This is a genomic window from Aneurinibacillus migulanus (genome assembly GCF_001274715.1).
GTDB classification, from domain to species: domain Bacteria; phylum Bacillota; class Bacilli; order Aneurinibacillales; family Aneurinibacillaceae; genus Aneurinibacillus; species Aneurinibacillus migulanus.
The window spans coordinates 1,975,279-1,988,198 of record NZ_LGUG01000004.1; the positions used below are offsets into that span (position 1 = coordinate 1,975,279).

A 12,920-nucleotide genomic window follows, 5' to 3' on the forward strand; every position below is an offset into this window, starting at 1 on the left:
TTGACACAATTGAGTAAATTATAACTCGGTTTTTCTTCAGGGGGAAGTTATAAACTATGTTAAACCCTGTGTTAATGAGGTTTTTTGAAGTTGGCATTAGAATTGCTTTAATAATTCGATAAATGAAAGCCTACACATTTGATTGAATTTGATGTACACCAACAAAAGAAACTAAAAGGAGGAACTCTCATTATGGCTGTAAAAGAAAGCGCACCATCTTTTAATCCCACAATACCGTATGAGCAATATATAAGTCCGCAGGTCTTTAATAAAGAAAGAGAAAAGATATTTTCGAAAAATTGGATATTAGTTGGCCACACCAGTCAGGTTAAAAATGCAGGAGATTTCTTTACGTTTGAAGTAGCTGGCGAACCTATTATTGTTACTCATTGTACAGATGGAGAACTACATGCTTTTTATAATATTTGTCCGCATCGTGGTGCTAAGGTGGAGCGCAGTGAACAAGGAAATAAAAAGATTCTACAATGTAGTTATCATGGATGGACATTCAAATTGGATGGACATGTACATCGGGCACCTAACTTTAAAACAAATGAGCTTGGAAAATATAGCTGTATGAAGTCGATCCGGTTAGAAGTTCATCATTCGCTGATTTTTGTAAATCTGGACAGCGATGCTCCTTCTTTCCCGGTGGCTTATCAGTCATTCTTAGAGGAGATGCAACGTTATTCATTTCTTGAGTCTTTAAAATTAGTCAGAGAGACTCACCGTATCGTTAAGGCCAATTGGAAAGCGGTTATTGATAACTTTCTCGAGTGCGATCATTGCCCTATTGCCCATCCCGGATTTGCAAAAACGTTTGATTTGTCCAACTACAACATTATCATCGACAACAAATTTTCTTATCAATGCTCAACAGTAAGCGAGGATACCGAAGGTGCCAGCGCACGCTTTTATTGGATATGGCCGAATATGATGCTTAACGTTTATCCGGGGGCAGGGAATGTAAATACAATACAGGTTGTGCCTATTGATGCGGAAACGTCATTAGGTATCTATCGCGATTACTCTGTTGATGCCGAACTAACGAAGGAAAAAGAAGAGTTATTTACGTTCGTTGATCAGGTACGGGAAGAGGACTTTGACCTTGTAGAGTTGCTGCAAAGTGGTTTTCGCTCCAAAGCATTTGAGAACGGAATTTATTCTCCTACCGAGCATGCTATGGAACATTTCCATCAGATGATTGAAGAGGCATTACAAGACGAATAGGCATTGGCCTTACAATTTTACACTGGATAAAGAAAGGGGTTACAAAAGATGAAAAATCCATACTTGGTTGTTGAATGGAACGATACAGAAACGAACGCGCAGGGCTGGATGGTCGTCCATAACTTCGTGAAAGGATATGCTGGCGGCGGAACAAGGATGCATCCGACTGTAACAAAAGAAGAAGTGAAACGGTTGGCGGAAGCGATGGCCTATAAGTATACGGCTTGCGAGTCCAAGACCACTGGAGGATGTAAAGCCGGGATTGCATATGATTACAAAGCGCCAGATGCCAAAGCAGTGTTACGTAGATTTTTGATTGCGATGATGCCATATGTGGATGCGGGAGTATCGTTAGGAAGCGATTTGGGAACCAATTACGATGATGTATTAAAAGTTTTTAAGGAATTCGGTATTGATATTCCTCTTACAAAGTCTATGAAACAGGATCAGAATGTTTTGCAAGGGATAAAAGCTTTTGATGATTTATTAGGGACAAAGGTTGATGGATTGTGTTTAAACGATGCAGTTACAGGCTATGGCGTAGCTTTCTCTGCTGATGAAGCCTGGAAATTTAAGCGTGGAAAGGAAGGAGCCACAGTAGTCATTCAAGGATTTGGGTGCGTAGGAGCAAGCTGTGCACTAAAAATGACACACTTAGGATATAAAGTTGTAGGAATCGCAGATGCAAATTTATTGGTCACTTGTGAGGAAGGTTTGGATATCCAAAAGCTTATCGACCACAAAAATGCCCATGGTGAAATGAATCCCGATTCTTTTGAATCCAATTATGTTATAAGATCAAACACTGAATGGCTGGATATAGATTGTGATATTTTAATTCCTTCTGCGTTGGAGGATGTTATTAATGAGACCAATGCACATAAAGTCAAAGCGAGTTTAATTGTAGAGGCAGCTAATATTCCAATCTCTCATGCAGGAGATAAGATTATAAAACAAAGAGGAATTGATATTGTTAATGATTTTGTTGCCAATCTTGGCGCTATCCGTTTTTATGATGCTGTTATCTTCGGGTTAGTTAAACCAGAATCTCAGGAGGTAATTGCAGATATTGAAAAGTTATGTAGAAAAAATACGTATAACCTCTTTACGGAAGCCAAAAAACGGAATGAATATCAAAGAGAGGTAGCCTATGAGATGTTTAAGCCGGCGGTTAGCGATTTACTAGAGTATGCAGAACCAGCTAAAGCAATATCTGTGCAACCGTAGTGGAAATGCAAGCCCTTTATACAGAGTTTCAAGGGCATAACAGAGTACCAAAACTGTTCATGCCCTGTTCCTGTATATCTTATGATAATCCAGATTATTTAAAAAACATATGCTTTCAGGTGAACAGGCTCGATCTTGCTTACCGCTTAATTATGATAAGAATGGGGGCAGTGAAATGAAAAGTAAGCAAGATAATCATTCAGCAGAATTGCAACGTTCAATGAAAAGCAGACATTTATTTATGCTCTCTCTCGGTGGAGTCATTGGTACGGGTCTTTTTTTAGGCTCGGGCGCCACTCTTAATGGAGCCGGACCTGGCGGAGCCGTTATCGCATACTTGTTCGGAGGGCTCATTATGTATCTTGTTATGGTTTGTCTTGGTGAGCTAGCTGTGGCTATGCCGATAACGGGTTCATTTCAAGTGTATGCCACAAAATACATCGGCCCAGCCACAGGGTTTACACTTGGATGGATGTATTGGTTAAGTTGGGCAACAACGGTAGGTCTTGAATTTACGGCTGCCGGTATGGTAATGAAACGATGGTTTCCAAGTGTTCCTATTTGGGTATGGTGCATTCTCTTTATCGTGCTGCTTTTTTCTTTGAATGCGCTTACTACAAAGAGTTTTGCTGAAACAGAGTATTGGTTTGCGGGTATTAAGGTATCTGCCGTAGTTGCTTTTATCCTCATTGGAGGGGCAGCCATGTTCGGTTTTTTGGATATGAACGGAAAACAGGCACCTTTGTTTAGTAATTTTATAAATAATGGAGGTTTTTTCCCTAACGGATTTTCAGCGGTATTTATTACAATGATGGCGGTCGTCTTCTCTTTTCAAGGTTCTGAATTGATGGGGATTGCAGCTGGAGAAAGCGAAAACCCCCAAAAGACGATTCCGAAGGCGATTCGTAGCATTATCTTTCGTGTGCTCATATTCTATGTGTTAGCTATCATAGTCATTGCAGCGCTGATTCCATGGAAACAAGCCGGATTGGTTGAAAGTCCGTTTGTCGCCGTGTTTGACAGTGTGGGAATCCCTTATGCTGCTGACATTATGAATTTTGTTATATTAACCGCTTTGCTGTCTGTCGGGAATTCCGGTCTATATGTTTGTACGCGTATGCTATGGTCGTTCTCTCGGAGCGGGATAGCTCATCCGGTATTCGGAAAGCTAAACGCACGAGGAGTACCATTTAATGCATTGCTTATAAGTTTAAGTTTCGCTTTGCTTTCCCTACTTACGAGCGTGATAGCGGCAGAAACGCTTTTCGTTGTTTTGCTTTCTGTAACGGGGATGGCAGGTACGTTGACCTGGATGTCGATTGCACTGTCCCAATACAATTTCCGCAAACGATTAATTAAGAGTGGTGATCATGTGGATGAATTAAAGTACAAGGTACCGTTCTTCCCACTCATCCCTATCCTTTGTTTTGTATTATGTACCTCCCTGCTAGTATTCATGGCGTTTGATCCAGCTCAACGTTCTTCTCTCTTATTTGGGCTTGGTTGTATGGGACTTTGTTATATGTATTACTATCTACGATATAAGAGAAATGACAAGCATGCTATTTCGTTTAAAGAAGATAATTCAGCAGATTTGTTTCTTAAAGAAAAAGCGTAAATGAAATTTGGATCAGGAGGAAATGATTTGATTTTATGTACGGCAACTGAAGTAACGGAGGAAGATATAAATAAAGTGAAAGAGAAAACAAAAGAAGAGGTTATGCAAAGTAAAATTTTCGCTCTCTCTGCAAATGAAAAGCAGCAGGTTGAGATTTTGCTGACATTCGGACATTACCACGATTCTATATCAGATGAAGATTTGAAGCAGCTCCCAAATCTTAAGTGGATTCAGGTGATGAGTTCCGGTATCGAACAGCTCCCTTTTCAAGTGATGAGAAGCAAAAATGTATTGCTCACCTCTGCAAGAGGCGTTCATGCGATCCCTATTAGTGAATATGTGCTGAGCATGATTTTATATTTTGCAAAAAATATTCAACATTATAAGCATCTGCAAAAGGAAAAGATATGGGGATACTCAGAAGAAGTCTTGGATCAGATGACAGAAATTTCAGGAAATATAATCGGGATTTTAGGGGCGGGAAGTATTGGCAGTGAAATCGCAAAAAAAGCAAAGGCATTCGGAATGCGTACATTAGGCTTAAATAGCAACGGTAGATCTGTCGATGGTTTCGATAAGATGTATCCTATAAATCAGATAGGTGAATTGCTGCCACAATGCGATTATATTTGTGCTGCACTTCCTTCCAATCAAGAAACGAAACATATTATTGATGCAAGAATGATTTCCTTAATGAAAGATGGTGTTGTGTTCATTAATGTCGGTCGAGGAGATGCAGTGGTTGAAAATGATTTAATTCAAGCTCTGAGGACAGAGAAAATTACGGCTGCAGCTTTGGATGTTTTTCAGGAAGAACCTCTTCCGCCTCATCATCCGTTTTGGGGTATTGATAATCTGGTCATTACGCCTCATGTTTCTTCTTGTACAAGTAAGTATATTCCGAGAACATTAGATATTTTTTTCGAAAATTATCGTTGTTATAAGAAGAAACGATTCGAAGCTATGATTAATCGGATAGATTTTCATATATAACTACTACATTATTTTGGGGGAAAAGAAATTATGACTACGTATCTGCAATTGCCTGTATTTAAAACAGTAACGGAAGAGCGCAGGCACCGTAAAGAACGGCTGGCCGGTGCCTTCCGCCTCTTTTCTAAATTTGGGTTTGATGAAGGAGTTGCAGGGCATATTACCGTGCGGGATCCGGAATATACGGATCATTTCTGGGTCAATCCATATGGAAAGCATTTTAGTCAAATTTGTGTATCTGACCTTTTGCTTATTAACCATCAAGGAGAGATTGTAGAAGGTGATCGGCCTGTGAACCAAGCCGCTTTTGCAATTCATTCAGAAGTTCATAAGGCTCGTCCGGATGTGGTGGCGGCAGCACATGCTCATTCAGTATACGGAAAAACTTGGTCAGCGTTAGGACGGTTACTGGACCCAATTACCCAGGATGCTTGCCAGTTCTACAATGATCACGGGTTATTTGATGATTTTACCGGCGTAGTCTACGAGAATGAAGAGGGAGAGCGCATTGCCAAAGCCCTTGGCCAGTACAAAGCTGTTATTTTACGTAATCATGGACTGCTAACAGTGGGACAATCCGTTGATTCAGCTGCTTGGTGGTTCATTACTATGGAACGTTCATGCCAGTCGCAATTGTTGGCTGAAGCGGCTGGGACACCCGTTTTTATTGATGAAAAGTATGCCCAATTGACCGCTCAGCAAACAGGTGTTGAATATGAGGGATGGCTCAGCTTTCAGCCGCTCTGGGATCGCATACGAAAAGAACAGCCTGATTTTTTGGAATAAACTAAAGTTTATTAGCCTGTTAAGAAGGATGAAAATTATAGTTAGTGTTTATGCTGAAGGAGAACAGTAAGAATTTTTTCTTACTGTTCTCTTTTATGTTAAAAAAGGCTAAAAAAAATTAATTTAGTTTTCTTTTAACCAAAATGGTTAAAAGTGTGGTTTAATAAGAGGAGTAAGGTTTATCTTACTTTTCCAAGGAGGGATAAGTATGAAAGAGAGGTTTATCTTTCTTTTTCACATCCTTTTCATCTTTCTCAAAATTGGGCCCACAACTTTTGGTGGCGGATATGCCATCGTTCCTCTTATAGAAAGAGAAGTGGTTCGGCAGAGAAAATGGATGAATGAACAAGAGCTTGCCGATGTATTTGTAGTCGCAGGTTCTGCACCAGGAGCGGTAGCAGTGAATGCTGCGGTTATGGTTGGTCATAGATTGGGTGGGGTTTCGGGAGCGATTTTCGCCATGCTGGGGATTGTGTTGCCGACCGTACTGATTATGATAGCACTCAGTCTTTTTTTCATTATGTTTAAAGATAATCATATAGTAGAAGCTGCGTTCAAAGGTCTTCGCTCTGCAACTGTTGCGTTAATTGCTTATGCCGCATACAAGATGTGGCTTGCATCTATTTTGGATAAAACTACGTTCTTTTTGTTCGTTAGTGCCGTCTTACTGTTGCTTGTCTTTGGTATTCATCCGGCATTCGTCATCGCTGGAGGGGCTATTTCAGGGATAGTCATATATAAAATCAGAAAGAGCATTAGGATAAAAGCCAGGCTGAAAAAGAGAGAGAAAGGAAATCATCCTTTTGAAATGTAAGTAGGAGGTGAAAATATGCTTTGGAGTTTATTTTGGCTGTTTTTTAAGGTGGGATGTATGTCATTTGGTGGTGGATACGCCATCATCCCGATTATTGAACGGGAGATAATCGCAAAAGGGTGGATGCAGCACGAAGCATTTACGGACATTGTAGCCGTGTCGGCCATGGCACCGGGATCGGTGGCCAACAATATGGCCATTTTTATCGGGTACCAGCAGGCGGGTATTCTCGGCGTATTAACTTCGGTTTTAGGAATTATTTTGCCTCCGCTCATTATTCTGTTACTTGTTGCCGCTTTTTTATATCGCGTATATAAGAATGGTGTGGTAGAAGCGATATTTTATGGACTCAAGCCTGTCGTTACCGGTCTTATCGTATACGCAGCACTTCGGTTTGCCATCTCTAACCAGATTATCGGCACGTATTCTCTTGATTCTCTTGGTTTATTTCTCATTTTCGCTCTGTCTTTTTTGGCTCTCCTCAAATTCCGGTTGCATCCCGTCAGTATACTTCTCTGTTCCGGCATCATTGGAGTTATTTTTTATGGGTAAGATATAGAATGAGTACAGAAGAGGTTCAGTTGGTATTTTTTTATTCCGTGTCTTAAAATAGATAAAAACGGAGAAGAAAAGCCGGGAGGACTGGATCGTGATATTGAAGGAGTTTTTGGAAGATGTATCACCAAAAAATAGCTTGCTGAAAACGATGTATCGTACGATTTATGAGCATGGACCCATTTCGCGGGCGGATATACTGGAAAAAGTAAAAGCAAAACAAACAACCGTAGCTCGTTTTATCGAAGAATTACTAGAAAATGGATTCATTCAAGAGCGTGGTCTGGGAAAATCCAGTGGAGGAAGACCTCCTGTCCTTTATCATATCGATACGACAAAAGGATATATTATTGGGGTCGATCTTTCCCGGTCACATACGAAGATCCTCCTCTTTGATCTTGCCTTTAACCAGATTGATGCCTCCTCCGTTATTATGACGTTTGCACACACCCCGGAACAAGTGTTTTCTTATATTATTGAAGTGATTGCTCGGTTTATGACTAAGCACGGTTTTACGGTCGATGAATTGTTAGGTATCGGAGTTGGCTCCGTAGGCCCCTTGAATCGTGAAAAAGGTATTATTCTTCAACCGGAGGCATTCCTTGCCCCAGGATGGAAAAACATTGATGTTGCAGCTCTGCTTTGCAAAGTATATCCGGTAAGAATTATGCTGGAAAACGGGGCGAATACAGCTGCACTCGGAGAATACACATACGCAAAAGTCCCCTATAAAAATGTTCTATATTGTATTAGTGGTGCTGGTCTACGCTGTGGAATGATAGCGAATGGGCAAATCATGCATATGAGAAGCGGCGATGCCAATGCCTACGGGCATACAGTCATCCAAGTGGATGGGCTACGGTGCTCTTGTGGGAATCAGGGATGCCTGGCTGCTTATGTATCCTTTGGCTACATTATTGAAGAAGTAAAAAGAAAGGCAGGGTTTTCTGCTTCCTCTTTGCTTCAAGATGGACAAAATAAGGATTCTCTTTCCATTTATCAGATAATCAGGGCGGCGAACGAGGGAGACCATGTGGCAAACGAGGTGCTCATGAAATCGGCATACTATTATGGGGTAGGCATCGCCAACCTTGTTAACTCACTGCATCCGGAGTTGGTTATCGTGAATAGCGCAATCGTATACGAAGTTCCATCCTATTACGCTAAAATTGTAGAGACGGCTTCACAGTATATATACGGAACAGAAAGAGAAGATACAAAATTCAGCCCTGGCTTGCTGCAATCGAATGCGGCAGCTACAGGTGCGGCCATTATGATTTTCCAGTCATTTTTACAATAAAAAACAATAGTTAAGGGATCGTATTAAATTCCTCTACCTTTTGCAAGAAAATTTCTTTGGCTTTAGAAGTGATGGTCTGTTTTCCTTTTGTAAAGCTGGCTCCTACTTTTAGCGTGCCAGTTACCACACTTCTTCTTTCGTTAATCTCCTGTTTCGCTTCTTCATGAAAGTCCCATTTTAATTTCAGTTTATCATAATTTTTATTAATGATTAAGATAATATATCGGTATTTTACTTATGATTAGAAACTTGGTATAAAATTATTTGCTGCCGGATTCATTGGTTCGATTTTGTTATCAATTTTAGGATTATGCATTCGGTCTTGTTTAAAAATCTCTCATGCATGTAGTTGCTCTTCCGATTTGTTCCTTTCAATGTGTAAAGCTTTTTTAACAGATAAGAAAGTAGGTGTCCCTATAAAGTAAGAAAGCGATATCTCCTTTTTTCGATCATAGCACTTGAAAAACGCGCGAGGTGTGTGCCAAACGTCGATTTTTTTCTTCGGAAGCGTGTAACACTGCTGGTGAAAAAGAACGAGTGGCAATGCCCGCGAGTTTCCCTTATGGATAAGAAAGTTTATTCGCTACGCTTGACAAAGGGTAGATATGATGATAAATTGTCTGTGAAAACATAAACGAAATTAAAAATTGTTTATATACAACTTTGAGTAATCAGATTCATGAGAAAAGAGGAGAAAAAGATGGACCGAAAAAAAGAACTAAAACAGCTATATAAAGAAACAAAAACGCAAGCAGGGGTTTATCAAATCAAAAATAATAAAAACCAAAAGATTTATATAGAGAGCAGCATGAACCTGAAGACGATAAACGGAAAAGAATTCCAATTGAAAATGAATTCGCATACAAACAAATTGCTGCAGAAGGAGTGGAATGAATTTGGAGAAGAAGCTTTTGTTTTTGAAGTATTGGAAACATTAAAAGTGAAAGAAGACGGGTATTTCGATGCAAAATATGAACTGGAAAAGCTTGAAGAAAAATGGCTAAATAAGCTTCAGCCATTTGGAGAACGCGGGTATAATCGAGAGAAATCACGCTAATTCCCGTGGGGAATGAAAAGAAAAATCCTTAAAACCAGCGCTTAGAGTATAGCCGATTTTAAGGATTTTTTGTTGTGCTTCTTAATTATGATTGCCTTACTGGGCTGTATATCCTCCGTCAACAAGAAGGGTCGTGCCAGTAATAAAGGATGCATCGTCGCTGGCAAGGAATAAAACGGCCTTCGCGACTTCTTCCGGTTTTCCCAGACGGCCCATTGGGTGAAGACTAACAAGATGCTGGGTAATCGCTTCATCGCGGCCAGCAATCAAGGGAGTATCGATATATCCCGGGCAAACAGCGTTTACCCGGATACCTTCTTTTGCATAATCAATTCCTAATGTCTGAGTTAAGAGTTTTACTCCTCCTTTGGCAGAAGCGTAAGCAGTTACTCTTGCTTTGCCAACATGACTGTGGATAGACCCGCAGTTTACAATGGCTCCTCCTGTACCTTGTTTTAGCATTTGCTCAATTGCATATTTATCGGAAAGAAAGACGCCCGATAAATTTATATCGATTGTTCTTTGCCATGCGTCAACGCTCAATTCATGTGCAGGACCATCGTTGGCAATTCCAGCATTCGCAAACATAATATCGAGCTTGCCGAAGGCGTTGACTGTTTGTTCGATCATGCTTTTCACATCATGCTCTTTTGTCACGTCAGTCTTCACGAATAATGTCTCATGTCCCTCGGAATTTAGCTTTTCTGACAGAGCTTTTCCGCGATCTGAGAAATCGGCAATAACCACTTTGGCCTTTTCTGCTGCAAATAAGCGAACAGTAGCTTCACCGATTCCACTTGCCCCGCCTGTTACAATTGCTACTTTATTAGAAAGTTTCATCCAAAACCTCTCCTTTTGTCGTCGGTACATGAATACACTGTAGTTTTTTGATGTCCTTGTATTCAGTATAGCTATTAATCACATCTAAAATAAACTTATAAAGAAGAATTTTTTGATAGGTCGTATAGAAGATATTCTATGCGACCTTCTTTAGTTGAATAATAGAATGCTTATTTCATAATCTAATCTTGTTATCTTTTTTGTATTAGTATACTATCGTAGTAGTAACCTTTTGAGAGGGATAGAAAGGAAGAATACACATGGACTTCAGAGTATACATCTTAGCGATTACTTCTTTTGTTGTTGGTATGGTGGAATTAATTGTTGGAGGCATAATGGATGTTATTTCAAAAGATTTGCAAGTTACGGTAAGCATGACAGGCCAGTTGATTACTGTTTTCTCGGTCGTGTTTGCTCTTTCTGCACCGATATTATTAACGATAACTTCCAAAGTAGAACGGAAAAAGCTATATATACTTACTTTATTTGTTTTCTTTATTGGAAATGTTATCTCATCGGTTAGCCCGAACTATTCAACTTTGCTGTTTGCAAGAATTTTATCTGCCGCAAGTTGCTCATTAATAGTGGTATTGTCCCTTACTATTGCCACTAGCATTGTTAAAAGTAATTATAAGGCGCGAGCGATAGGCATGATTTATATGGGAATTAGCGGTTCTTTAGTATTTGGGGTACCACTTGGAACGATGCTGGGGAATATGTACGGTTGGCGTTCGCCGTTTATTCTTATCTCCATTCTCACCCTTATTTCGATGCTCATTGCGTACTTTTTTCTGTCTGAAATTCCACCGAAGCGTACGGTTCCCCTGCGTCAACAATTACTCTCGCTAAAAGGATCAAAGCTTATTAGTGCACAATTAATCAGCGTATTCATGTTAACAGGTCATGTAACTTTTTACGCTTACCTAACGCCGTTTTTAAAAACGCAATTAGGTTTGGGTCCTACATGGATTAGCATGGTTTACTTTATTTTTGGCATAGCTGCCGTTATGGGAGGCGGGATTGGAGGACTCGTTTCTGATAAATGGGGTTCCACAAGAAGCATTCTCATTATTACTGCGCTATTTTCTGTAGTAATGTTTCTTTTACCTGTCGTAACCTTTTCGTTTTATCTATTCCTTGTTGTGCTATTTCTCTGGAGTATGCTAAGCTGGACGATAACACCAGCTCAGCAAAATTATCTTATCCAAATCGCTCCTGAATCCGCTGATATACAGCAAAGCTTTAATAATTCCGCTTTGCACTTAGGAATCGCGTTAGGTTCGGCTCTTGGAGGAATGGTAGTCGAAAATTACTCCATCTTGTATAATGCCTGGGTAGGGAGCTTATGCGTACTTTTGGCTTTTTTATGTGCCGTTTTTTCTCTTACAAGACCAATGATAGCTGGCGTGAAAGGTTCATAAGCTTTGTTATTTTGAATGAGAAAAAATAATTTGTGTGGAGGATCTATGTTACAGAAGTTTGGTTTTTCACAATATGAGAGTAAAGTATATGAAACCCTGTTATCCAGTGATGAACCGCTAGATGCAACCAGGATTGTAAAATACTCCGGTGTACCAAAAGCTAAAATATATGAAGTGTTATCAAAAATGATTGATAAAGGTATGCTTTTGAATTCGGTGTCTGGGAAGCAAAAAATGTACACTGCACTGCCGCTATCTCTTGCCATCGAAAAATTGAGCGCAGAATTTCAGGCTGATATTGAGCAGCTAAAAATAAATACAGCAAAGAAAACTTTTACCGATGACCGTGTGTGGAGTGTAAAAGTAGATACAACGATTAAAGCGCAAATTAAACAATTGATTGAGGAAGCAGAGCAATCTATACGTATTTCTGTATGGAATGACGACTTTGTGGAATATGCACCTTTATTAGAAGAGAAAGAAAAGCAAGGAGTCGCTGTAGAAGCGCACGTTGTAGGGGAAATAAAGGCAAACATATCAAACTTGGATTTTTTTATTCCTGCATTGGAGCATAACGTCCTGGAGAGATTTCAGCTACTTGTGGTCGACGAACGGGAAATCATGTTTGTGGGTACAGAGAATGGCTCATGGCAAGCAATAAAAACGATGTCCAAGCCTTTTATTAAAGTTTTTACCGAGTTTTTCTACCATGATATTGCATTAACTAAAATTACAGGGAAGTACCATGATTTATTAATGAAGGATCAGGAAATAAAAGATATTCTTATGCGACTGCGATATTAACCGCTCTTTAAGCAAGAGCGGTTTTATTTTTGCTTTGCTCGGTTTAGCATTTGTCTTTTTATTGAGTGTGGGAGGAACAGGATTTCATTATTGCAACAGCTTACAGGGAAGTTTAAAATCAACTAACCACTTTGTCTATATGTCGCTCCGTAATTCATCTTAGGGACGATTCCATTGCTTGGGGAGTAGTTCCTTTACGTTAGAGGATAGCCGATTATGTAAAAGCAGTTTCAAAACAATCTCAAGTGAATTAATATTATATAGGACAATAAAAT

Annotated in this window: 12 protein-coding genes; 11 read left to right on the forward strand and 1 reads right to left on the reverse strand. The window is 39.8% G+C overall.

Going from position 1 to position 12,920, the window contains the following annotated elements; all coding sequences use genetic code 11:
- The first annotated feature begins 192 nt into the window (after positions 1–192).
- The 9 genes from AF333_RS11490 (at position 193) to AF333_RS11530 (ending at position 9,580) form a co-directional block, all read left to right on the forward strand.
- Positions 193–1,230 (forward strand): aromatic ring-hydroxylating oxygenase subunit alpha, encoded by a 1,038-nt coding sequence (locus AF333_RS11490; protein ID WP_043064448.1) that lies wholly within the window; start codon positions 193–195, stop codon positions 1,228–1,230.
- Between the two features lie 48 nt (positions 1,231–1,278).
- Positions 1,279–2,457 carry a Glu/Leu/Phe/Val family dehydrogenase gene (locus tag AF333_RS11495; RefSeq protein WP_043064447.1) on the forward strand — a complete coding sequence of 393 codons (1,179 nt, stop codon included), beginning with the start codon at positions 1,279–1,281 and terminating at the stop codon, positions 2,455–2,457.
- A gap of 175 nt (positions 2,458–2,632) precedes the next feature.
- Complete coding sequence (locus tag AF333_RS11500; protein ID WP_043064446.1) at positions 2,633–4,075, forward strand: amino acid permease; 1,443 nt, start codon at positions 2,633–2,635, stop codon at positions 4,073–4,075.
- Positions 4,076–4,102: 27 nt separating this feature from the next.
- Positions 4,103–5,068, forward strand: a complete 966-nt coding sequence (locus AF333_RS11505) for a D-2-hydroxyacid dehydrogenase (protein WP_052811789.1) — start codon at positions 4,103–4,105, stop codon at positions 5,066–5,068.
- 30 nt (positions 5,069–5,098) lie between these two features.
- Entirely contained in the window at positions 5,099–5,854 is a 756-nt protein-coding gene (locus tag AF333_RS11510; protein ID WP_043064445.1) for a class II aldolase/adducin family protein, read from the forward strand.
- A gap of 208 nt (positions 5,855–6,062) precedes the next feature.
- Entirely contained in the window at positions 6,063–6,668 is a 606-nt protein-coding gene (locus tag AF333_RS11515; RefSeq protein ID WP_043064444.1) for a chromate transporter, read from the forward strand.
- Between the two features lie 15 nt (positions 6,669–6,683).
- A complete protein-coding gene (locus AF333_RS11520) occupies positions 6,684–7,220 on the forward strand; it encodes a chromate transporter (RefSeq protein WP_043064443.1) in 537 nt (178 codons plus the stop codon).
- Positions 7,221–7,317: 97 nt separating this feature from the next.
- Positions 7,318–8,523, forward strand: a complete 1,206-nt coding sequence (locus AF333_RS11525; protein ID WP_043064442.1) for an ROK family transcriptional regulator — start codon at positions 7,318–7,320, stop codon at positions 8,521–8,523.
- A gap of 700 nt (positions 8,524–9,223) precedes the next feature.
- Complete coding sequence (locus AF333_RS11530) at positions 9,224–9,580, forward strand: GIY-YIG nuclease family protein (protein WP_043064441.1); 357 nt, start codon at positions 9,224–9,226, stop codon at positions 9,578–9,580.
- A 96-nt stretch (positions 9,581–9,676) separates the two neighbouring features.
- On the opposite strand, the gene AF333_RS11535 is transcribed toward AF333_RS11530, so the two are convergent.
- Positions 9,677–10,420 carry an SDR family NAD(P)-dependent oxidoreductase gene (locus tag AF333_RS11535; RefSeq protein WP_043064440.1) on the reverse strand — a complete coding sequence of 248 codons (744 nt, stop codon included), beginning with the start codon at positions 10,418–10,420 and terminating at the stop codon, positions 9,677–9,679.
- A 260-nt stretch (positions 10,421–10,680) separates the two neighbouring features.
- Between AF333_RS11535 and AF333_RS11540 the strand changes: the two genes are divergently transcribed.
- Positions 10,681–11,841, forward strand: a complete 1,161-nt coding sequence (locus AF333_RS11540) for an MFS transporter (protein ID WP_043064439.1) — start codon at positions 10,681–10,683, stop codon at positions 11,839–11,841.
- A gap of 45 nt (positions 11,842–11,886) precedes the next feature.
- On the forward strand, positions 11,887–12,645 hold the full coding sequence (locus AF333_RS11545; RefSeq protein ID WP_043064438.1) for a TrmB family transcriptional regulator: 759 nt from the start codon (positions 11,887–11,889) through the stop codon (positions 12,643–12,645).
- Positions 12,646–12,920 lie beyond the last annotated feature (275 nt).

Bases quoted from the DNA above. Each gene is read 5' to 3' on its own strand.
- AF333_RS11490 (WP_043064448.1), top strand. From the start codon at position 193: ATGGCTGTAAAAGAAAGCGCACCATCTTTTAATCCCACAATACCGTAT.
- AF333_RS11495 (WP_043064447.1), top strand. From the start codon at position 1,279: ATGAAAAATCCATACTTGGTTGTTGAATGGAACGATACAGAAACGAAC.
- AF333_RS11500 (WP_043064446.1), top strand. From the start codon at position 2,633: ATGAAAAGTAAGCAAGATAATCATTCAGCAGAATTGCAACGTTCAATG.
- AF333_RS11510 (WP_043064445.1), top strand. From the start codon at position 5,099: ATGACTACGTATCTGCAATTGCCTGTATTTAAAACAGTAACGGAAGAG.
- AF333_RS11515 (WP_043064444.1), top strand. From the start codon at position 6,063: ATGAAAGAGAGGTTTATCTTTCTTTTTCACATCCTTTTCATCTTTCTC.
- AF333_RS11520 (WP_043064443.1), top strand. From the start codon at position 6,684: ATGCTTTGGAGTTTATTTTGGCTGTTTTTTAAGGTGGGATGTATGTCA.
- AF333_RS11530 (WP_043064441.1), top strand. From the start codon at position 9,224: ATGGACCGAAAAAAAGAACTAAAACAGCTATATAAAGAAACAAAAACG.
- AF333_RS11535 (WP_043064440.1), bottom strand. From the start codon at position 10,420: ATGAAACTTTCTAATAAAGTAGCAATTGTAACAGGCGGGGCAAGTGGA.
- AF333_RS11540 (WP_043064439.1), top strand. From the start codon at position 10,681: ATGGACTTCAGAGTATACATCTTAGCGATTACTTCTTTTGTTGTTGGT.
- AF333_RS11545 (WP_043064438.1), top strand. From the start codon at position 11,887: ATGTTACAGAAGTTTGGTTTTTCACAATATGAGAGTAAAGTATATGAA.